The organism is Collimonas arenae (assembly GCF_000786695.1).
Classification (GTDB): Bacteria; Pseudomonadota; Gammaproteobacteria; order Burkholderiales; family Burkholderiaceae_D; genus Collimonas; species Collimonas arenae_A.
Genome location: NZ_CP009962.1, coordinates 3257953 through 3282468, shown reverse-complemented (window position 1 = coordinate 3282468; position 24516 = coordinate 3257953). Strand labels below are relative to the sequence as shown.

Below are 24516 nucleotides of genomic sequence, written 5' to 3'. Positions count from 1 at the left end.
GGGGGATCTAATGGCGCTTTCCATTATTCGCCTGGGTGATAAAACTACGCATGGCGGCGTCGTTATCAGTGCTTCATCGATTCACACCATCCGCGGCCTCGGCATCGCCCGCGTTGGCGATATGGTGACTTGTCCACAATCCGGGCACGGTACCAACCCTATCGTCGAAGGATCGCCGACATTCACCATCGACGGCCGCCAAGTCGCATTGCACGGACATCATACAGCTTGCGGCTGCGCCTTGATCTCCAGCATACCGACCGCTTCACAAGGGTAATATTTTGAAATTGACTGCATTTTTCACCTTTCCAAGCATCGCGGTGCGCGGCGTAACGTGGCTGGCCACATTTTTGCTGCTCACGGTATTCTGGATAGTGCTGTTGCGATTCCTGCCGGCGGACGGATTGTTTCATTATCTCGGCACGATTGGCATGACAGGTATGCAGTCTATTGCAGCGATTACGCTGTTGCCGCCGCTGGCGCTATCTTTGCTGGGCTGGATCAGCGTGCAGACGCTTACGCCGACCGCAGTGGCGCCCAAGGTGGTGCCAACTCCACCGATTCCCGAGGCGGTCGTTTCGCCGCCAGCAGAGATGTTACGTATCGCTGCGTGGAGTGCGGTGACGCCGTTTGGCGGCGCCGGCGCAACAGTATCTAGCAGCCGGGAGCAAGAAAAAATCTTCCGCCCTGACGATGTAGTACGTAATGCCGATGGCCATCCAGTTCATACGGCCACAGTTAAAGAACTGCCCTTGGAAATACTCAACTACCCGGTCGGCACCCGTTCTCGCACTATGCGCATCACTGCGATGCTGGTGACAGTGCTCAATGCCTTGTTTGAACAGCAAGAGGAATTAGCTCAATCTGACAAAACGGATGCAACGGCCTACTGGCTGATTCCAGAAGCGTTACCGCTGAATAATGAAACGCGCCTCAGTTTCTCTATGGCCTGGACGCATTCGTCTTGGTCCCAGGTTCACTTTGATTTGCATCTTTTGTCTGGAGCAACAGAAAATATTTATGACACGGTAAATTCGTTGCAGCTGCATATGAGCAATAACAAAATGCCTTACGTCTTGCTGTTAGCTGCCGATAGCCTGGTGAACCCTGATGAATTGAGTTTGCCGCTGGCACTGGACCAGGTATTTTCCAGCACGGTAACGGATGGCTTTGTCCCGGCGGAAGGGGCGGCAGGAATGCTATTGGTGAATGTGGCGTTTGCCGCACGCGCACAGATGGACGGACTTCTCACGCTTGGCTCTGCACAGCGTAGTCTGCGTACCTCGGACCGCACAGCAAAGGGCAAAGTCGATTCCGTCACGTTGACGGCCTGCATCACAGAGGCAATGACGGCATCCAAGATCACTGCTGGCGAGGTCGGTGCCGTGATCAGCGATACAGATCATCGTTTTTCACGTGCAAGTGAAGTGATAGACGCTATGGAGAAGACATTACCGGAACTTGATCCCTTGTCGCAACGAATCGGGCCAATGGCTTACACGGGATCCTTTGGCGCGGCGTCGGATCTGATCCATATCGCGTTAGCCGCTGAGATGGCGACGACAACCGAGCAAGCCGTGTTAGTTGTCAGCGTTGCGGATACTCGGAAAACTGCGGCGATGATGATTATGCCGGATCGTGTCTGATGGACGAGGATTCGCTCGACAACCAGGCCTGGAATGGGCCTCCAGGTGCTCTGGTCGAAGTTGCCAACGATGACAGCGAGGCCATGCGTTTCAGAGAAGGCGGCCTAATGCAGTTGAAGGGCGGACCCAAGCGCAGTACTGAGTCGATTTTCACGGTCGCGTTGGTTGCTTCTCTTGCGTTAGGCAGTCAGCCCATTCGGTGTGCAGGCGTTGTCCCCGGTGTCTCGATGCGCGTCAATGCAGGAGCACGCATGGCAGCAATGAAGATGTTGAATACCTGGTGTCTGCGAGAAGACTAGAAACGCGGCCATGACTTCACCCAAAAAAACAGCCACGCGATTGGTGACAGGGATTGCCAAGTTACGTGACCGTTATCCCCTTGCGGGCCAAGCCGCTGCAACTCGCCGGAAGAACGGGCTGCTATTGCTGCGCGGGATTTCCAAACTGCACAGCGGAGAATGTCTGGCAACAAGCGTAGATAAAACCGTGGGGCAGCTGTACCGATTGCGTTGCGCACACGGACACGAATGGGACGCCGAACTCAGACAATTGTACAAAGGTGCCTGGTGCTCTGCTTGCGTGTTCCAATCGTATCGTCTTACTATCGAAGACATGCAGGAGCGAGCAGGGAAGCGCGGCGGCCTTTGTCTGTCAACGCAATACGTCAATGCCCATACGCGTCTCCAATGGCAATGTGAGGTCGGGCATCAATGGCTGGCAACGCCGCACAATATCCGGGGCGGTAGATGGTGTCCAAAATGTCGCGGTTACCTGCCGGCGGAAGAGCAAATTGCTTTGTTGGCTCGCATAGCGCAAGAACGTGGCGGCAAGTTGCTATCGACCGTCTATGGCGGTAGCGACGAACTACTGCAGTGGCGATGCGCGGAGGGACACACTTGGATGTCAACCCCTGGTTCGGTAAAAAATGGAAAATCCTGGTGTCCAAAATGTCGCGGCCGCTACCCGAAAAAAGAAATGCTGGCGCAGTATCGTCAGATAGCGCGAGAACGTGGTGGCGAGTTGCTGTCGACGCATTTCGTTAGTACCCAGGATAATTTGACCTGGCGTTGCTGTGACGGCCATACCTGGGAGGCGCAACCGAACAATATCAAACTTGGGACCTGGTGTCCGAAGTGCCACGGATTCTGCACCGACGAAGAACATTACGCAATTCTTTGCGAGCTGGCGCTTGCTCGCGGTGGCAGGCTTCTTTCGGAACGTTACTTAGGTCCGGACCACAAATTGACCTGGGCCTGTCACCGTGGCCATACATGGAATGCTACGCGCACGTCGGTCAAACTGAATGGCCGCTGGTGTCCAAGATGCCGGATACTTGACACAAACGGTCCTAAGCAGATGCAGAAATACCTGGCTGTCGCAAGGGAACGTGGTGGCCAATGCCTGTCAACTGAATACATGACTTCGCATAAGCAGATGCAATGGCAATGCGCCGAAGGCCACATTTTTTCTGCAACCCCATCCAACGTGATGGGTGGAAAATGGTGTCCGAGGTGCATCGGTAGAATGTCGGCGGAAGAGCATTATGCGCAGCTCACCCAGCTGGCGCGAGAACGCGGAGGAAAACTGCTCTCAGAGCGATTTGTCTCATTGGACAAAAAAATGACCTGGCTCTGCCACCGGGGACATGCATGGCGGGCTATTCCCAGCTCGGTTAAACGTGGGACTTGGTGTAAGCAATGTGCAATTCTTGAAAAATGCGGACCAAGATCTGCTTGGAAATATTTGTCACCATCAGATCAGCGAGACGATCTTGTATTTTCCTCAGGCGAGGCAGATAACAAAAAAATATAAATCCATACCAGAATGGAGCAATACCGATCAGTCATGAGCTGTAGTAAGCCAGATTTGACCTGCCGGGAAGTGTCGGATTTCGTCGCAACTTGAGCTTAACCAAAGGACTGAGTTCGGCCTGGTGCGGATGCTCAGAAATCGGAGGAGAGGGTTTGGCTAAAATCGAGATACCGTTGGGCTTACTTGGTGACAATCAGTGAATTTTCCCCAAGGGAAAGTAGGTAGAGTGGCATGATCCACCATTGTCACGGGATCGGCATGAACTTAAAGCTACCGCAAGATATATACATTCGTGTCTCCGAGCAGATCAACGCAATCGTGAACAACTTGGAATGCCTCTCCTTAGGCGAAGAAATCGTCGACGCTAAGCGTATCGCGCTTGAAACATTTACCAAGATCAGTGACGAAATTACGAACCACATAACGATGCTCGAACAGAGTGCTGAAAGGTCTCAGCTCTAGGGGGTAGAGCTGGACATTTTCTCTGGCAAGACGTGAAAACTCCGTCATATTTCGGCGAATATAGTTTTCTATAAATTATCAAAAAAATTAGCGGAGGATTTCGTGCATCTTCACTCGTATCGCCTCAGAAATTTTCGACGCCTGAAGGAGGCTCATATTGAGCTTGCTGACGACATATCAATATTTGTAGGATCGAATACACGAAAGTGAGTAGTAGACATTGAGAGCATCTTTTGCGAGGAAAACATCTTACATGTTCGTCCGACGTGGATACATCAATTGTACCGAACGTCTGTCCGCTCCTCAATTTTCTTGATGGCTTCAAGAGCACTGATGCCGTGACGTTCGTGATCGCAAAGGTCTCGGAGCGCTTGCAGATCATCGACAACTCCCGCCTCACCCAAAACCTGAATGGCAAAATATGCAATGCTATCGGTATTGTCATGGAACCCATGCTCGAAGTATGAGACTTGTTCATGCCGCCACTTGAGCACTTCCCTACAGATTGCAACACAGATATCCGGGTAGTGCGTCATTAAGGAAACTCGCGCCCCATCGGTCGACAGCATGCGCGACGTAGCGAGTTGTAATGCGCCGGCACTTGCACACCGCGAATGGTCCAGAAGAACAGAGCGCGCAGCGGCGGTATAGATTGATGTCTGCGGGGCATCCACGTCGGTGCGACTGGCCCAGTAATAGAGCTCGCCGCATGCCAGCATGGCATGCTCCGCCGCAGTTATTGGTTCGCCTCTAAATTGAGATAAATCAGCACCGAGATACCCCAAAGCTTCATGAGCACTAATGAAAACCTCTACAGCATCTTGAGGCATGAAGCTCTGTTTGTCCGGCAATGCCGCCCATCGAGCAATCGCAGGTCCCACATTAGGGTCGTTGAATTCGGATAGCTGCCGGATGAGTATTCCTAAGAACGAAAGGTAGGGTGCTTCTGCACCGCGACATGCCTTCGTAAGAAGAAGTTTCTTTCTCGAATCATCAAGCCCCTGTATCTCGTCCCAGTACGAGGTGTCAAAGGGATGATCAAACTGGCGTGAAAAGAGACCCCATGCCGCCAAATCGGACTCGACGCTGTCCGTACTTAAGGCATCCTCAATTTCATTGCGAATGACAGGGATATGACTTTGCTCCTCTTCTTCTAGCGCGCCTAACGCACTAAGGGCTTCAAAAATCATGGTGTTCATCATGATACCCAGTTTGTCCAAAGAGGCCTCGAGCGCTTCGACAATGTCGGTGCGATATGGCTCTTCTGCATCACGGAAATACCGTGCAGAATCGATCAAATCGAGTTGAAGGTGATACGGATAGGCCCTAATGTTCTGCAACATTCGAGCAACGTATTGAACCGTCTCCTTGCTACATGCTGAAAATTTAGTCAACCCGATGAGAAAATAAAACTGGCCAGGAGTCTCTGCATGAGACCATTCCTCATGGAGTGTCGTGCCGAATCCTTGACCTTCCTGGCCGCGAAACGATAGACGCCCACTATGGATAAAGTTGATCAGTTGCGATATGGCTGCTTCCCGGTGCATGACGTACGCCGCCGAAAACACCGCATGTCGAAGCGGAATTTTGTTAGCCTTCGCGTCAGCAACATGTGCATCTGAGAAAATTGCGATGGTTTCGTCCATGTGTCGGCACGCCGCCATGACGACATCCAGATACTGCCCATTCATCAAGCCTTGTCCAATAGCCGTAAGATAGAAGCAAAACTCTTTGAGTTCGTGACGAAGAGAGTTTATGTCGATGGCTATGCTGTTCCATCCTTTCCCGACAATCTGAAAACCGAGACCTTGCGCTTCGGCAAACATAACCTCTAACAATCTCTCAATCTTACGTTTCACGATAGATTGCGCTATAGCGCCACACTCGCCACGAGCACAAGCGGCCAGCAAGTCGTGATCAGTGAGACTTTCAAGCACTCCATACATGACGCGGTCATCTTCAATGGCCCCGAGAATGAAGGTCTTTGATGAGAAAAATCGCGGTGACCCCAATGCCGCGCGAATGCGCGTCAAATCCCCATGGGCCGACCTGATTACGGCTTCGGCAGAGAATGCGGAGAAGAATAGTTCGTGAATGAAGCTGACTCTGTCGCCCCGCACCTGCAGCAACTGGGACCGCAATAATTGCTGCCGGGCCGCATGATCTAGATTGGTCGAATCGCAGAGTCGATAGAACTCGCGCACAGAGAGACTAAAACAGGCTCTGTCAACAAGTGTTTCTGCAAATATACTGAGAAACCGAATACCATCGGCGGCGGCAGTCCCAAGTTTCTGTCTCGCATAAGCGTCGAAAAGTGCGAACCTGCTTGCGCCTGTCGGCAAAAAACCGCCAACCTGTCCCACGAGCCGTGACTCAAGGCCAGAGTTCGCTACTTGGAGAAGAATACGGAAATTTCCGGCACGGTCACCTCGCTCTTCGATCTTGGCAAGGCTTACCTTGAATTCTTCGGAGGGTTGTTTGACGATGACCGATTTCGTCGTTAGGAGATCAGCGCGGACAAGATCTTGCTGCGTACTGACGACGACGCCCGTACCATAGCGTAACGCAAACGCCCTGAGACTTCTCGTAAGATTTACCTTAAGGTCATCCCGACATTCGTTATAGCCATCTAAGAACAGGATGACGCGCTTTCCGAGAAGCCTGCTCGCAGTGATGATACTGCTCGCTGAACGTGCGCTCAATAGAGCGGCCTCCCTGTCGAGAAGTCGCTGAAATTCACCATCAAAGTTCTTTGCGGAGACAAATATCGGAACGCAGCCAACTGCTACGCACGATATGGCACAGGATGTTGCGAGTAGCGTCTTACCACAGCCGGATGGCCCATGGATCAGTACACCGGCGTCACCACCTGCGACCATTGATTGAACTTGAGATAATTCAATTTCAAGAATTCCGCATCTGTACCGATCGCTAACAAACTCCGATGTCAGCGGTCTGTAAAAATCACCGAATGCCTTGAGATATGTATCATGTAACCTTTCCGCAACAAGGACTTCATCGTTGAGTGCAGCATCAGCGCTCGCAACCGCCTCAAGCCCCAGTTTCCTTGCCAATGCTTCACACGAGTCTTTCGTTAAGAGAGCACCTGATGGACGCATCAACAGCTGCGCAATCTGATCTGGCCCAGTGACCGCGACCTTGAAGTCATCTGGAGTTGTCGTCGATCCTTCCGGAACAATAGGGGTAACTACAACAAGTCCGTTTGGGTAGCCATCAATCTGGCCAATTCGCTGCATTTCGTCACGGAGCGCATTCTTGGCATTCAACGCCTGGATGTACGCATTACCGATCTTTCTCGCGCCATACGGCCCAAGTTGCTCCCACTGACCATTCACACCCCCGCGAATTGGCAGTGAATAGCCTTTTATCTCAATAACGAGTGTTGTTCTCTCCGTGAAAACAGTCAGGTCTATCTGTCGTCCCGCAGCATGGAAGTTGGCAAAGATGTAGGCCCAGTTACGCATTTTCGTCAGCGTCTCACAGACTGTGCGAAGACAGTCGTGCTCTGACCGGTTCTGTACAGTATCCCCGATGAAAATGTGAATTAAAGGCGTGGCATCTAGGCTGGTAGTCATCGCTTGTACCCGGCACTCTTCTGGAGAGGCAGGCTATCTGAATTACCAATCGGAAGAAATTATCTTGTCGCTCAGGAGCGCTCCATGTGCCAGGAGCTCGCAGAACTTCCCACATCATTATTTTAAATCGTCGCTACCGAACGAAAATCATCCCTCGAACGTTCGATCATGCTGGCTCAGCGCGCAATGGCTTGCTGTTCACAGCCTCCTTCCCGGTCACTCAATGTTGGGGTAGTGGTCGTGGGGTAAAAAATAGCTTTTAACGAGATCCGTATAAAGTCGATGCATGCTCGTTGACGAAATTAAAGACTTTTTTGTTATTTCAATGACGGTGACGTCCTCCTTGCCCTTCTTAAATTTATCCGTACATAGTCTATGCACAGTATTTTTATCTACATGATGACTAAGAACGCATAGGTTCTGAATACCGGCATAGTCCGGCGATTTGGCGTTCAACTCCGCCACATTCGCAAGAAATTTATGATAGTTAGGATTGTTACTCCCCCCGTCCAAATTGACTTCATATAAGTACTTTGCCATTGCCTACGCCTTAAAGTGAATTTACAGTGACAAAAACCTCCAATGGGCATTAGCAGACTGAGTTTCGCAGCCTGACACATGCGACAGCAGCGGCGTGAGTTTTCGAAACTGATTGTAATGCTTATTAACTGATATATTCCATCGCGACACCGAAATGTTGGATGTGGATCTTACGTATATGTCCCGGTTGCAGCAAACAGACGGGCGAGCGCGCAGCCGATACCATTCGTGCCGCCGATCATAGCCACTTTTTACTACGTAGAGAGCCATGGACTATTGGCTTCCGCTCCCAATGGATATGTTTGCGCGAATACCATACTACATGCTCTAGCAGCCTGAAATATATGGACATGGGTGCGCGAACGCACTGTGCACCCGACAACTCTTTCGGACCTTCTTGAAGGTAGCCGATAGAGGGATTTCATGTGTATCGGCTCAGAATTTAATCCAACATGCGCGTGCGCTGTCAGATATATATTTCTACAAAGCCCGTCATCAATGACCTAGCTTTGCTTGCAATATCGATGCACTGTAACGCGATCAACGCCAAATTGACGCGCCAATTCGCTGCGATTCTCACCGGCGTCATACCGGCGTTTCAACTCAATCTGCATTTCGTCAGTTAACTTTGGTTTGCGGCCCTGGTACTTTCCCTCCTTGCGTGCCCTGGTAATGCCTTCTTGCTGGCGCTCCTTACGAATTCCATTTTCAAACTCTGCGAAACCAGCAAACATGGTCAATGCAAGTTTCCCGGCCGGCGTCTGCGTATCGAACCCCTGCATGAGGATCACTAGGCGAATGCCGCGCTCGCTTAGTGTATTGATCTGGGTGAGCACGTCAATTGTGCTACGGCCAAGACGATCCAACGCATACACAACAAGAGTGTCACCTTCTCTTAGGTACTGGGTGCAGGCTGACCAACCGGCCCTGCTTTTAGCTGCCGTAGTGCCGCTGGTAGCCTCATCAGTGAATTCCTTCGTTATTTTCCAGCCAGCCGCTGCTATGGCCTGGCGCTGATTCTGCACAGTTTGGTCTTTGGTTGAAACGCGCAAATACGAAATAACACTGGTCATATATATAGTAGGTGGCTGTTTACGTTGCAATAGGGTTGCATTTCTATAATGCAACATAAATAACCATTGCGCAACATATTTCGCAACGCCTTTAGGCAAGCCTAGGGGCGTCTTGCTTGGGTACACCGTATTGCAACGGCCCCGCTGAACGTTGTTCCTGCGCAACCAATTCATATCAAATCCCCCTGGTAAAAGTGAACCTTTGCAAAATCCCACTGGATTTGACAATCCTTAAACTCTTAACAATTAGTTTCCTCCATATAATCACCCCAAAATAAAATGTAATGAAAGCAAACAATGGGGAAAAACACGTGCTCAGGCAAAGGTGAGGGACTTTTGTCGGGTTTCGCAAGGGGGATTGGACTGGCGCTTCTGTTGGCGGGGACGACTCACGACGGCAGGACGCAGACCGCCCAGCCGCCGCCCGATCTTGAGGAGCTGCGCCGGCACGACCCAAATGTGCAAACGCCTTCCAGCGAAGAGCAGCGCCGTCGCGGCCAGATCGAGTTACAGGAACGCCAGCGTCAGTTGCAAGCGCCGAACGTGACGCTCGACGGTAAGGCAGCCGCTGAAGCAGCCGACAGCCTGACGTTGCCCAACGAATCGCCGTGCTTTCGTGTTCACCAGTTTGTCCTGGATGTGCCGAAACAGTTGCCGCCGGCGGCACGAAACGCCGGTGCCAGCGACTTACCTTTCGATCAATTCCGCTTCGCCCAGGATTACCTGCGTCAATACGCCAATTCCTGCATTGGCAAGCAGGGACTGAGTCTGATTGAGAAGCGCTTAAGTAATCTGATTTTAAGCAAAGGTTATAGCACGACGCGCGTCGGCATTCCTGGACAGGATATTGCCGGCGGCACGCTCACTCTGACGCTGGTTCCCGGTGTGATTCGCGCCATTCGCTTTTCCGATCCTAGCCTGTACGGCACCTGGCGCAGCGCGTTTCCGACCGGTCCTGGCAAGTTGCTCAATCTGCGTGATCTGGAGCAGGGATTGGAGCAAATGAAGCGGGTTCCCAGCCAGGATGTGGACATGCAAATCGTCCCTGGGGACGCGCCGGGAGAAAGCGACGTCGTGATCCAGGTCAAACGCAGCAAGTCGTGGAAGCTGACCGGCACCTTCGACGACAGCGGCAGCAAAGGCACCGGCAAGCTGCAAGCGGGCCTGAATCTGGCGGTGGACAATCCGCTGAGATTGAACGATATGTTTAATATCGGCGTCAATACCGACGCCGAGCGCAAGGCAGGCCAGCGTGGCACCACCGGTAATAGCGTGTATTACGCTGTGCCAGCGGGGTACTGGAATTTTGCGGTATCGGGTAGCAGTAATGACTACCATCAGGAAGTGGCGGGCGCGAACCAGACGTTCATTTCCAGCGGCAAGGCGCGCAATCTCGAATTCAAAATTGCCCAATTATTCCAACGCGACCAATCGCAAAAGAACACCTGGCAATTCAGGGTGGGCAAGCGCTGGAGCCACTCCTATATCGAAGACACCGAAATCGCCGCACAGCAGCGCGATACCACGTTTGCCGAGTTGGCCTGGGTCCACACCCATTATTTCGGTCGCGCCCAGCTGGACCTGACGGTCGCCAACAAATGGGGTGTGAACTGGCTCAATGGGCAAACCTATGCGCGGGATGTACTGGGGCAGGTTGATCCAGGTTCACCCAATCTGCATTACACCTTGCAGACCATCGACGCCACCTTGAGTGTGCCGTTCCAGATCGCCAGTCAGCCTGTGACCTACATCGGCACGTTTCGTGGCCAGGCCACACGTTCAGCATTGTACCTGTCCGACCAGTTCAGCATCGGTAACCGCTATACCGTACGTGGCTTTGACGGCGAATTGACGCTGGCCGCCGAGCGCGGCTTTTACGTGCGCAATGAACTGGATCTGCCTATCGGCAACAGCGGCCAGACCGGCTACGTTGGGCTGGATTACGGTCAGGTCTATGGCCCCAGTGTACGCGGCTGGCCTGCAACATCCGATAGGCTCGCCAACCCAGGTCTTCTCGGCAACAAGCTGGCGGGCACGGCCATCGGACTGCGCGGCGGTGTATTCGGGTTGACCTACGACATATTTTCCAGCTGGGCGCTGTATAAGCCGCAAGGTTTTAGTACGGCCATGCCCGCGGTCGGCTTTAATTTGACTTACCAATATTAGTCCCTGAGTTGTCCTTGACCTGCATCGGAACACGAACATGAACAATAACAATTATCGCGTCATTTTTAACAAGCATCGTGGCATGTTGATGGCCGTCGCGGAGAACGTGGCGAGTCAGGGAAAATCGACAGGTGGGCAAGCAGGCAGTACGGTGACGTCCAGTTCGCCGCTGATGCGCCTGGCGTATCTCGGCGTGGCCGTTGCGGCTTTATTTGGTGGCGTCACTGTGGTTTCTGCCCAGATCGTGGCCGATCCGAATGCGGGTAGCCGTCGTCCGACCGTCTCGACGACCGCCAGCGGCATACCGCTTGTCAACATTGTTGCGCCCAATGCGACGGGATTGAGTCACAACCAATACAATCAGTTTAACGTGGGCAGCCAGGGAGCCATTCTCAACAATGCCCAGACCATCACGCAAACGCAGACGGCAGGCTTCGTGGCCGGCAATCCGAACCTCGCCAACGGCAGCGCCCGTATCATTCTCAACGAGGTGACAGGAACAGGGCGATCACAGCTCAATGGCTATATTGAAGTTGCAGGCCAGCAGGCCCAGGTGATTGTCGCGAACGGTAACGGAATTTCCTGCAGTGGATGTGGATTCATCAACACCTCACGCGGTGTGCTGACGACCGGCGCGCCGGTGTTCGGCGGCGATGGTAGTTTAAGTGCATTTCGGGTGACCGGCGGCGATATCCAGATCGGTGCTGGCGGACTCAATGCCAATAACATGACGCAGACGGATCTGATCGCCCGCAGCGTGGCAGTCAACGGTCAATTGCAAGCGCAGAACCTGAACGTCATCACCGGCACGAACCAGGTCAACTATGCGGATCTCGGCGTGACCGTCATTCAGGGCGACAACAACAAACCGACGGTAGGCATCGACGTGGCGCAGCTCGGTGGCATGTATGCCAATAAGATCAAACTGGTCGGCACCGAGGCGGGCGTAGGTGTGGTCGCGCTGGGTAACATCGGCGCGCAAGCCGGTGACCTCAATATCGACAACATGGGCGTCGTTACGTTGAACGGTTCGACCAATGCCAGCGGCCAGATCCGTATTGTCGGCAACGACGGCGTGACCAACACCGGCACCTTATACGGCCAGCAGGGCGCCCAGATCTACAGCGCTGGTCAGATCGCCAACAGCGGCACCATCGCTGCGCAAAACGATTTAACTTTATTCTCCGGCAGCATCGCATCGACGGGTGTGCTGGGCGCTGGCGTCAATGCCAACGGCCAGGCGACGCAGGCGGGCAATTTAAACCTGGTGGCGTCGGGCGCTATCGGCGCGACCGGTACGAATACTGCGGGCGGCAATCTGTGGATGCATGGCGCCAGTGTGAATGTGCGCGGCGCGCAGAGCAATGCGGCCGGCAATGTTGTCCTGGATGCGCTCGGGGGAAATATTGACCAGACCGCTAGTACATTGCAAGCCGGAGGCGCTGCGACATGGACCGCTACTGGCGCCATCATCAACGACCAGGGCAAGATCAACGTATCTCAACTGACCAGCAACTCGGCTAGTTTGTCGAACGTCGGCGGCACCATGACGCAATCGGGTACTGCCGACACCAGTATCACGACCACGGGCGCAATCAGCAACAACGGCGGCACCATTACCACCAATGCCGGCAATCTGTTGATCAAGTCCGGTAGTCTGGATAACACCGGCGGCCAGATCAATCACGCCGGCGCGGGGACCGCCACCATCCAGAGCGGCGCGCTCACCAACGCGCAAGGCGTCATCGGCACCAACGGCCAGTTGGCGCTGACGGCTGCCAGTGTGAATAACCAGGCGGGTAATCTGTCGTCGGTCGGCCAGACCACCGCCCATATTGCCGGTGACATCAGCAACACGCACGGCAGTATCCAGTCCGGTGGCGCATTGACCGTGACGGCTGTCAACCTCGACAATACGGCAGGCAGCATCAAATCGTTGAACAGCGACGGCATGAGTCTCAGTGCTACCGGCCAACTGACCAATGCGGCCGGCGGCGTGATCGGCGGTAATGGCAATACCTCAATTACGGCCGGATCGCTGGTCAACAGCAGCACTATCAGCGCGGTTCAGAATCTGGGCGTGAGTACGACGCAGGCCCTCAACAACTCGGCAGGTACGCTAGCGGCGGGTGGCGCGGTGAACGGCTCTGCAGGTACGACCCTGACCAACAATGCCGGCACGATTTCGGCGGGACAGGTGATACTGAACGCGCATGACCTGGTCAATCAAGCTGGTCTGATTGCACAAAAGGGTACCGGCACCATGACGGTGGGCGCCACCAATGCCATCGATAACACGCATGGCACCATTGAAGGCAATGCCGGCACGCTGGCGATCCATTCCGGCACATTGACGAACGACAGCGGCACGATTTCACAGGCGGCCGCCGGCGCACTGAACATCAGCACCGGGACATTCTCGAATCAAGCCGGCAAGGTAGCGACCAATGGCGCAGCCACCATCAATGCAGGGGCGACCACGAATAGCGGCGCCATCATCGCGCAACAGACCTTGAATTTGACGGCGGCTTCTCTCAACAATAACAACGGCACCATTGGTTCGAATGGCGCTTTGGCGCTCAATGCGGGGTCGCAACTGACCAACAGCGGCGGCACCATCGAGGCAGGCACAACGGCCAGCCCGTCCAGCGCCACCATTACCGCCTCTACGCTCGACAACAGTGCCGGCACCCTGGGCGCTGGCACCATTGACCTGGAGGCGGGTACGCTGGTTAACGCAACCGGCAAGATCATCCAGAACAACAGTAATGGCACGGCGACCATCAATGTCTCGCAGTTGCTTAACAACAGTAACGGCATCATCGGTGTGACGGCGAAGAATTTGACGCTGGCGCCGGCGGCCTTGCAGAACAACGGCGGCAGCATTGCCCACATGGGGACCGGTACCTTGACGGTGCAGACCGGAACGCTGTCGAACAACGGCGGCGTACTTGGCACCAACGGTGCGGCCACGATCACGGCCAGCAGTATCGCTAACCAGGGCGGCAAGCTGAGTGCGGTCGGTAACGAATCGGTCACCAGTTCGTCCACCATCGATAACAGCCAGGCCGGCTACATTGGCGGCGCGGCGGTGACGGTAAACGCGATGGCTGGCCAGATCAACAACCAGGGCGGCACCATTGAAGGCGCCAGCACGGGCGCGACCGTCAACGCCCAATCGTTGAACAACACCGGCGGTAAAGTCCAGAGTCTGGGTGCCGGTGCGGTGAATGTGAGTATTGCCCAGGCATTGATCAACGATAGCGGCAGCATCAGCGGCAAGGGGGCCGTCACGGCCACTGCCAACAGCATCAGCAACGTCGGTGGCGCTATGGGTGCGTTGGGCGACCTGACGGTCACGTCGGCAACTACCCTGGACAACAGCAACGGCTCCATGGAAGGCATGGGCAACGTCGCCACGACCGCGCAAGGCGCATTGACCAACGTCGGCGGCAAGATCGAAGCGCTGGGCAGCACTGGTCAGTTGCAGGTAGCCGGTTCGACCATCGACAACACTAACGGCAAGATCATCAATGTCGGCACAGGTCTGACGACGATTTCCGGAGCGAGCGGCATCACAAATGCCGACCCGTCCGGCGTGACCGGCGCCGGCCTGATGGGCGGCGCCGGTGACGTTATTGTCACGACTCCAACGCTGTCCAACGTGCAGGGCGGCCATATCATCGCCGGCGGCGCGTTGAATCTGAATACCACCAATAGCCTGGATAACACCGCCGGCCAATTGATCGCCACCGGCGCTTTGACGCTCAACCAGCCGGGCGCAGTACTGACCAACGTCGGCGGCGGCATCAGCGGCGGCAGCGTCGCCTTGACCACGGCCAGTATCGACAACACCAACGGTTCGATTGCCAATCCATCTGGCAGCGGCGGCGGTGTGGCGATCAATACAGGAACGTTCACCAATACCAACGGCGCTGTCGGCAGCGATGTCGACCTGCAACTCACCACCAATTCCCTGATCGGAGACGGCAAGATCGTCGCCGGCCGCGACGGCAATGTCAGCCTGCAGGGAGATTACACCTATGACGCCGGCAACCAGATCACCGCGAATCGCAATCTCACTTTGTCGACCACCGGCACCTTGACCAATACAGCGACCATGTCGGCCGCCGGCAATATTACGGTCAATGCCGCCAATGTCATCAACCAGGCCGGCGCCGACATCGCCTCCGGCAATCCGGGTGATTTGACCACCGGCACCACGACCGTCAATACCGGCTCCGGCAATCTGACCAATGCCGGCCGCATCGAAGGCAACAACGTCAACACCACCAGCAACCAGGTCAACAACACCGGCACGCTGATCGGCAATGCCGTGACGGTCAACGCCAATACGCTGACCAACGATGGCGCAGCCGCCATCATCGCCGGCGTCAACCAGGTTAATTTGTGGGTCAGCGGCACCGTCAATAACCAGAATGGGGCGACGCTCTACAGCCTGGGCGACCTGAACATGGCCGCCAATGGCGCCAAAGACGCAAACGGCTATCTGTTCAACCAGACTGGCACAATCAATAATCTGTCGTCCACTATCGAAGCCGACGGCACCATGAATGTGGCAGCCAACCAGATCAACAATGTGCGCCAGAACGTACAGATCAATACGGTCACGCTCTCCAATACCACGACGACGATGGCGCCACCGACCTGGTGGTCGTCGTTGCGGCCATTGGGGGCTTACGGCGCACGTTTCGTCAATGCGAATACGCGCATACAGGATGTCTACTATGTGAATCCGTCGCAGATTGTATCGACAACACCGATGGTGACACCCGACGGTTATCTGATTTACCAGGTAGTGGTGAATTTATCGCCGACCGATTCCGCGTTTGAGCATATGACGGGCGGAGTAGGCCAGCCCTCGCCGTCTGGCGTCATCGGCGCCCAGTATGGCAGCCAGACGCGTGTGACCCCTACGGCGGGAACACAGACGCTGTATCTCACCTCGGTGGGAAACAATCAAACCAATCCAGACCAGGTCGCTGGCAGCACCGCCTGGCCGCAATACACGACTGACCAGATACAGAACGTGCTGGGCACCATCAGCTACTCGAATCAGTACGGCAACTGCACCACCAATTGCGTGCGGCTGCAAACCGAACCGAACTATACGAATCCAGCGACCACGTTCCTGGGATACAGCATGCGCAGTCAGGCTGACGTTCCCGGCGGCTATCCGGTCGAGGTGCAGCGCATCGCCAACCAGGTGGTGACCGCCACCCAATTGGCCGCGACATCAGGTGCGCCGGCGAAAATTACCTCCGGCGGCGACATGCATCTGGCCATCGGTACGCAACTCAATAACAACAATGGTCAAATTGCCGCTGGCGGTAACTTGACCATTGACGGCACCCCATCTGCCGACGGCAGCAACAACACCAAGATCGTCAATACATCGACGCAATTAACGCAGACTTATACCTCCACCAATCAGTCGGGATTCGGCACGGCCGATTCCTTGCCCTCGCCACCGGTGCAGTGGACAACCTGGAGCAATACCCCGATTACCCTGAACACCGGTGTCGTCGGCGGTACCATCACCAGCAACCAGGCCGTGTCGATTACCGGTGGCCAGATCAATAACACCAGCGTGATTGCGTCGACGCGTCCTATCGGCGCCAGTGCGGCGTCGCTGGGTCTGGGAGATGGCATTGCGCCGCTTGGCCTGGCAAGCAATGGCGCTGTAGGCGTGGCGACCGGCAATTCAAACGGTGTCGCCGGCGCGAATCCGGTCACCGGCGGCGGCAGTACCGGTACACCGGGCGCAGCCCGTGTGGTCGATGGCGCCCGCGCCGGCGCCGTCAATACGGTATTGCCGACCAACGGGCTGTATCACGTCGAGCCGCAGGCGAATCAGCCGTATCTGATTCAAACCGATCCGCGCTTTACGGTCTACGGCAATTTTATTTCCAGCGATTACATGCTCAATCTGCTGGGGATCAATCCGGCGGCCACTGAAAAACGGCTGGGCGATGGTTTCTATGAACAGAAGCTCATCACCGATCAGGTCACCAATCTGACCGGAAAACGGTACCTCAATGGCTATGCCAACAATGAGGACGAATACAAAGCATTGATGACCAATGGGGTGCAGTACGCCAAAGAATTCAATATGGTCCCTGGCATTGCCTTGAGCGATGCGCAGATGGCGGCGCTGACCACGGATATCGTCTGGCTGGTCAATCAAACCGTGACGCTACCGGACGGCAGCCAGCAGACTGTCCTGGTGCCGCAGGTATATCTCGCCAAGAACCTGGATTTAAGCCCGACCGGCGCGGTGATTGCCGGTAGTTCCACTGCAATACATGCCACAGACATCACCAATACCGGCGGAACTATTTCCGGTACGCAGCAACTGTTACTGGCGGCCGATCACGACATCAGCAACATCGGCGGTACGCTGTCGGGCGGCAATATCGGCCTGTTTGCAGGCAACAATATCCTCGATCAGTCGACCACCAATACGGCGATTACCCAATTCGGCAATAACAGCTCGGTGGTGACCGCCGTGGGCGCGGTGGGGGCGATTGCGGCGACCCAGAACCTGGTCATGTCGGCCGGGCAGAATGTGAATCTGCAAGGCGCGAAGGTCACCGCCGGCGGCAATGCGATGGTCACCGCTGGCAGCGCCATCAATGTCGAGACGGTCTCGACCGGTAGCCAGTATGTGCAATCCACCGCACAGGGCACGACGGTGATGCAGAACACCCATGCAGTCGGCAGCGACATTGCGGCCGGCGGCAATCTGGGCGTGGTGAGCAAGGGCGACACTACCATTACCGGCAGCAATCTGTCGTCGGGCAAGGACATGCTGGTCGCTGCCGGCGGCAATATGACGATCCAGAACGCCGTTGATAGCAGTAGTTACCATACGGATGGACATGTTGGAAACGCGACGCAGGTTCTTGATCAACATGGTCAAACGGCCGTGGGCAGCAGCTTATCGGCAGGTGGCAATGCGACGGTATTGGCCGGCGCCCAGCAAGACGCCTTTGGCAATGTGGTCCTGGTCAAAGGCGCGCCGGCGAAAGATTTGACGCTGACCGCCAGCACAATTACGGCCGGCACTAACGCAGATGGTCTGGGCAATGCGGCCCTGGGCGCGACCGGTAGTGTGACTATCGGCGAAGCCATGCTGCACAGTGATTTCAGCAAAGAGGACAGGAACAGCAGTAAAGGCTTCCTGTCCAGCAGTAGCAGCCATGATATGGAGGCGATGTCGGCTAACGTCGCGCAGGGCAGTACGGTTGCCGGCAATCAGGTCAGCGTCACCGCTGGTAAGGACATCACTGTGCGCGGCAGTAACGTCGTTGGCTTGAATGATGTTGCCTTGACGGCCGCCAGCGGTAAGGTCGCCATTGTGTCGACGCAAGACACCAGCGAGACGACATCAAGCCACGAACAGAAGAAATCCGGCTTTACGGCGAGTTTCTCTGCCGGGGTTGCCAGTGTCGGTTACGGTAAATCCAGCGCAGCCAGCCAGGACAGTGTCGAGACGGTGCAGCAGCAGGGATCGAGTGTTGCCTCGATCAACGGCAACACGCGTATTCAAGCGGGGGATAGCTTGAACGTTGTCGCCTCGGATATCAGCGCCGGCCAGAATCTGACGCTGATCGGCAAGAGTGTCGATCTTTCCGCCGCACAAAACACCAGTGTGGAACACGGCGCGCAGCAATCCAGCTCCAGCGGGTTCTCGGTGGGGGTGACGTACAATCCTCTCGCGGCCTTCAAGAGCGCCTATCAGCAAAGCGCGAGTAGCAACCCGAGTACCAGTTTGCTGGGTAAAGCCACCAAGTTTGGCGATGCGATTGGCGACGGTACGCTGGCGGCAAACACCCCTGTGGTGGTGCAAGCCGGGTCGCACAGCGCCAGCGGCAACCAGGACCACGCCACCAGCACTGCCCAGGTCAGCTCACTCACTGCGGGCAACAATTTGACGGTGCTTGCCACCGGCGGCAGCATCACCAGCCAGGGCGCGAGCATGAGCGCTGTCGGCGACGCCACGCTGATCGCCAAAGACAGCATCAATCTGGATGTGGCGCATAGTTTCGAGACCCAGGGACAAGGCAATACAGCCAGCGGCTGGAGCGTGGATAACCGGGGTAGTTTGCCGGCTGGCGTAATGCATGGCCAAGGCACCGGCAACGGCAGTACCGACACCGTCCATGGAACCAGCCTCTCGGCAGGCGGCAAAGCCACGCTGGCCACCACCGATGGCGATATCACCCTGACTGCCGCCAATCTGGTCGCCAACAGCGATTTGAGCATCAACGCCGCCAAAAATCTGACAATCCAAAGCGGACAGAATACGCTCACCAACGCCAACCAGAGTAACAACCAGGCCATCGGTAAAGTCGTGATCTCCGATACGGAGCGCTTTGCAGGTTACAGCTCAGATAAGAGCCAAGATAACAACACCGCCGTCACCCAGGTGGTGTCCAATGTCGGCAGCCTGCAAGGTAATGTCAACTTGACTGCAGGAGGCGCCTACACGCAGACCGCCAGCAATGTACTGGCAAAGAACGATATCAACATCACTGGTCAATCGATCAACATCAATACTGCGAACAACACGGGCAATAGCGCGCAAAGCAGTTCAGATCTGAAGGTGGGGGCCTTTGCGACCGTCACTTCGCCGTTGATCGATCTTGGCAACAATCTTGAGAATGCCAAGAAATCCGATGGCCGTCTGCAAGCCCTGCAAGGTTTGGCGGCGGCATCGAATGCGTATCAAGCCGTCAGTGCCGAAAACGCTGCAGCGGGTGTGGGCGGGAGCGGTGAATTGCTCAAAGCAGAGGTCGGCGTCGGCTTTACGACCGCCAATAGCCAGGATCGCAGCAACTATAGCCAGGCCATGGGCAGCACGATTCAAGGTGGCGGCAATGTCAATCTCACCAGTACCGCAGGTGATATTCACGCCACCGGCGCGGTGATCGCGGCCGGCAATACGCCAGGCAGCACTTTAACGCTCAATTCCGCCCAAAACATCCTGCTTGACGCCGGACAGAGTACGACTGCCAGCAGCGGTAGTAATCATAGTGCGGGCGTGCAAATCGGTGTGGGGTATGAGGTAGGTGCACGAACCGGGGCATACGCCTTTGCCAGCGCCAACGTAGGCAACGGGAACTACAACAATACTGCAACGACCAACAGCAACACGCATTTAAGCGGCGACACCGTGACCTTGAAATCCAAGGGCGACACGACTTTACAAGGCGCTGATGTCAACGCCAATACGATTAATGCGGATGTCGCCGGCAAGCTGGCGATCACATCGGTGCAAGACACTAGCACCCAGCACAATGAACAAAGCAATATCGGTGGACGGGTGCAGGTCGCCTTCGGCAACGCGTGGGATGTGTCGGGCAGCTTGTCGCAATCGAACGCCAATGGCAGTAGCCAGGCGGTTAATCAGCAGTCGGGGCTGTTTGCCGGTAACGGCGGCTATCACGTCACCGCCGATTCGGTTGCCTTGAAAGGCGGCGCAATTACCAGCACCAATGCCGCCAACTCCGATCTGACTGCCAACTCTCTCTCAGTGCAAAACATCACCAACCAGATGAATTACTCGGCGAATACGGCGAGTATATCGGGCGGCATGAGTAGTGATGGCCAAACCAGTAACGGCGTACCTAGTCCTAATGTCATCCCTAGCATTGGGGTGCAAGACAATGGCAAAGCCACGTCCACCACCTACGGCACCGTCACCGACGGCAATATTACTATCGGCGGCCAGCATATGACGAGTGCGGCCGGGTTGGGAGCGCACACCGATCTGGCAACCGCCAATGGCGCCATTGCGGCCTTGCCTAATCTGCAGAATGTGATGAGCAATCAACAGGCGATCGCAACTGCGGTCAACACGATAACAAGCACCAGCCTGCAAATAGCTGGTGACAGACGCCAGGGAGCAGGGCAGCAAGCTACTCAAGCGCAGGGGGATGTCGACACGGCCAATACCGAGATAGCGCAGGCACAAGCGGTCCTCGACAATCCGGACAGCTCCGACGCACAAAAGGCGCAAGCTCAGCAAAACCTCGATCTCGCTACGCAAAATTTGGGTAGCGCCCAACAAGCCGCCAGCGACGCGCAAGCGGCGCTCAAGAACTGGGGGCCGACAGGCGATTACACACGTGCCTTGAGCATCGTGACAGGGTTATTGACCGGTAGTCTTGCCGGTCAGAGTGTCGGGCAGCTTGCCGCTAATGCCAGTGCTCCGTATGCGGCAGAGGCCATCGGCAATTACTTTGCGCAACCGGGTAACGCCAATCAGACAGAGCAACTTCTCAGTCACGCCGTGCTGGGGGCGGTTCTTGCTGCAGCAAATGGTACTAGCGCTGCAGCGGGCGCTGGTGCTGGTGCATCGGGTGAGTTGGCCGCGCAAGTGCTGACCCGCGAGCTATACCCGAATGCGTATGATGCCAATGGTAACTTCCATCCGGATCAGCTCAGTGCCGATCAGCTCAATAACGTGATCGCCTTGTCGACGGCAGTGGGTGCACTGGTGTCGGGTACGACGGGTGGCTCGCTCGCCGCTGCTAGTGTAGGCGGGAGTATTGCGGCGAATGCGGCCACCTATAATCGGCTGCTAAATCACAATGAAGCGCAAGTTATACAACAGAATGCTAGGCGTTTTGCGATACAGCTTTATGGAACCGATAATCCAACGCAGGCTCAAATTAGTACCGCGACCTCGTTACTCGCAAATACGGCAGAAAATCTTGTAAATAACAATGTCGGCTACGATGTGCCATATTCAGCGCAGGCTGCGTCATTCTTACAAACCTTGCAATCTGAATATGCAGCGCAGCACCCTGATTTGTCTACCGGGAACGGGCAGTATCTGTTTTACGCGACGGATGCGCAGAAAAATCAACCTTGGCTCAATGCCGGCACAGGAAATAGTGCTGTCAATAGTTTGATTATTAAGACGCCTTGGACTAGCGCGGATACAACATCAACGGTATCTTATTCAGCGAACAACCCTTATACACCAAGCAATCCTTGTATTTCGGCGGAATGTATTCCCGTAGGAAATCCTGGAGCAGGATTTGACTATATTTCTCTACAAGGAAATTTCTATATCGCATCGGGTGGCATTGCCGTTAATTTACACGATGGAAATATGTATGGGCAATGGGCATTAGGAAAATCATATCCCTTTGGATATAAACCTGGGGTGACGTTTACAGCGGGAAATATCATTGGCGGAGCCGATGCATACTCAACCGGCCAATTTTTACAAGGAGCTGGTGCTTCTGCAGGAGGATTTTACCCATTCCCTCCGCTTCCAATTGTTGGAGTCGGAGGTGGAGTGAATCACAGTTATGGGGGCGCAACTTCAACGGAAGTCGGTCTGAGCTTCCCAGCAGGACCTGGTGGTGGAGTGTCACCTGTTGGTTATGGATTCGATTTAAACAAAAAGAAGGAGTAATAAAATGTTCGGTCCAGGAATGACAGATGAGCAATATAAAAAACTTCCGCGTGCATGGAAAATCACTTATTGGATCGTCATTGCAATTGTATTTTCAATTATTGGATATTTTTGGATTCGACGATATTTCTGAAGATGTATCAATTTTAAATTGCGGCAGGGGTTAATGCTGGTGCGCAATATACAATGTGTGACCGGCCTGTTGGATACGGATCCAAACAAGGCTGCGGCGCTGGCCCAGCAAGCCCGTGGCGCGTCAGATATCGCAGAGCAAAACCTGCTGTTAAGTACAGGAGCGTTTAGTACCTATGGCTTCACTGACATGGCATTTGATACGGGAACTCGGGTAGTAAACGCATTATCTGATACCACGCGTGACGCTATTAATTTGCTTGGATACGTTTTAACACACGGGCCTAATGCCCTTCCGCAGACTCCACCAGACTTGCCGGATGGCTCTGGGCCAACGGGAAGCGCTGGTGCGGTAGTGACGCCAGCGATACCGATCTGTGAGCCGCCGATCTGTACTATGTTGCCGCCAATTACTGTCTATGGTTCGACAAGTAACTTGCCGAGCAACGTGCTTTTGTCTACCGGCGATAATAGTGGGAGCACTAACTCGAATAGCAGCGATAGCAATACTAAAAATAATGGTTCAACAACAAATACGGGTTCACAGGCATCGCCGACGGGGGCATCGACTCAGCCAGCTTTTAATGCCAATATTGAAAATCATCTAACATCAGTTGATGGATTCAGTCAACAAAGCGGGGTAGGAGGAGCGCATACTACGAACGCGTTTAATCAAGCTGTGACTCAAAATAAATTGGATATCGTTAATACCAGTCCCGGATCGGTAGATGGAATTACAAATGTTACGTACAAAATTCCTGCAAAAAATCCAGATGGAAGTATTGTGGTCGATGTAACGGGGCAGACAGTATATAAAAATCAAGAATATACGAAAACGATTTATGACCCATCAATAATCTCGACACAAACGGTGACAAAAATGGGTGAGCAAGCTGCCACCAATGGTTATGCAGCTGCAATCGCAGCAGGAAAAACGCAATTTGATGCTGCCGCTGGAGGATTGATTTTCCGTGTGTACATTGATCCTGTAACCAAAAATATTACCAATTTCTTTCCAAAGTGAGGTGAGTATGAATAATTCAAAACATGACGAATTTCATGCGATGAATCCATATTTATTTGAACAATTAGATCGAGAAAATGATTCTTACTGGATAGTAAAAGACTATTTTAATAGCATCAGATGGCCTCAGGAATTTCTTGAAGGCATGTCTCGTCTTGTGAAAAAGATTGGATGGGTACCAGAAGGGGCCGGATGCATATTTCCTGATTTTGTGGATGCCGATCCGAGTGGACATTTTAAAGGCGTAAAATTTTGGTATGGAAATTATGAAATAGTAATTGCTGAAGATAAATTTATAGAACTCGCCTCTTTAGCATTTGATTTATTTGCCAAAGAACACCCGGAATATAAGGGGGAAGTCGATAATTTTCGTCACGAATTAAGTCAGAATTTTGATAAGGAAACCGATTAACGGTTAGTCGATACTACGCGTCAGGGTATTAACCTGTTTGGAAATGTTTTAACGCGCGGGCCTAATGCCATTCCGCAGACTCCGCCTGACCTTCCTGATGGTTCTGGGCCGACGGGAAGCGCTGGTGCGGTGGTGACGCCACCTGTTGGTATGTGTCTGCCACCAGCCTGTGAGATGCTGCTGCCGCCAGTCGTTGTT

General features: G+C 54.4%; 10 protein-coding genes. 8 read left to right on the top strand and 2 right to left on the bottom strand.

All coding sequences use genetic code 11. The features are described from left to right. The first annotated feature begins 10 nt into the window (after positions 1-10). From LT85_RS14450 to LT85_RS26645, 4 genes are read left to right on the top strand one after another with little or no spacing between them, the layout of a single operon-like run. The gene (locus tag LT85_RS14450) at positions 11-277 is read left to right on the top strand and encodes a PAAR domain-containing protein (protein ID WP_038489945.1); all 267 of its coding nucleotides are present in this window, start codon (positions 11-13) and stop codon (positions 275-277) included. A 4-nt stretch (positions 278-281) separates the two neighbouring features. Beyond that, entirely contained in the window at positions 282-1646 is a 1365-nt protein-coding gene (locus LT85_RS14445) for a hypothetical protein (protein WP_156117536.1), read from the top strand. Then, a complete protein-coding gene (locus LT85_RS14440; RefSeq protein WP_038489939.1) occupies positions 1646-1945 on the top strand; it encodes a hypothetical protein in 300 nt (99 codons plus the stop codon). The genes LT85_RS14445 and LT85_RS14440 overlap by 1 nt, the downstream gene beginning before the upstream one ends. Before the next feature lie 10 nt (positions 1946-1955). Continuing rightward, positions 1956-3458 (top strand): zinc-ribbon domain-containing protein, encoded by a 1503-nt coding sequence (locus LT85_RS26645; protein ID WP_156117535.1) that lies wholly within the window; start codon positions 1956-1958, stop codon positions 3456-3458. A 737-nt stretch (positions 3459-4195) separates the two neighbouring features. On the opposite strand, the gene LT85_RS25455 is transcribed toward LT85_RS26645, so the two are convergent. Both LT85_RS25455 and LT85_RS14420 read right to left on the bottom strand, forming a co-directional pair. Beyond that, entirely contained in the window at positions 4196-7516 is a 3321-nt protein-coding gene (locus LT85_RS25455; RefSeq protein ID WP_052135194.1) for an NERD domain-containing protein, read from the bottom strand. A 1043-nt stretch (positions 7517-8559) separates the two neighbouring features. Continuing rightward, positions 8560-9357: a recombinase family protein gene (locus LT85_RS14420; protein ID WP_156117534.1), complete on the bottom strand. Its 798-nt coding sequence runs from the start codon at positions 9355-9357 to the stop codon at positions 8560-8562. 108 nt (positions 9358-9465) lie between these two features. On the opposite strand from LT85_RS14420, the gene LT85_RS14415 reads away from it, so the two are divergent. From LT85_RS14415 to cdiI, 4 genes are all read left to right on the top strand, one after another. Further along, complete coding sequence (locus LT85_RS14415; protein WP_253273554.1) at positions 9466-11295, top strand: ShlB/FhaC/HecB family hemolysin secretion/activation protein; 1830 nt, start codon at positions 9466-9468, stop codon at positions 11293-11295. A gap of 37 nt (positions 11296-11332) precedes the next feature. Then, positions 11333-22750: a hemagglutinin repeat-containing protein gene (locus tag LT85_RS14410; protein ID WP_038489927.1), complete on the top strand. Its 11418-nt coding sequence runs from the start codon at positions 11333-11335 to the stop codon at positions 22748-22750. 166 nt (positions 22751-22916) lie between these two features. Continuing rightward, complete coding sequence (locus tag LT85_RS26060; protein WP_081992396.1) at positions 22917-23906, top strand: CdiA family toxin C-terminal domain-containing protein; 990 nt, start codon at positions 22917-22919, stop codon at positions 23904-23906. Positions 23907-23913: 7 nt separating this feature from the next. Further along, complete coding sequence (gene cdiI / locus LT85_RS14405; protein ID WP_156117533.1) at positions 23914-24318, top strand: ribonuclease toxin immunity protein CdiI; 405 nt, start codon at positions 23914-23916, stop codon at positions 24316-24318. Positions 24319-24516 lie beyond the last annotated feature (198 nt).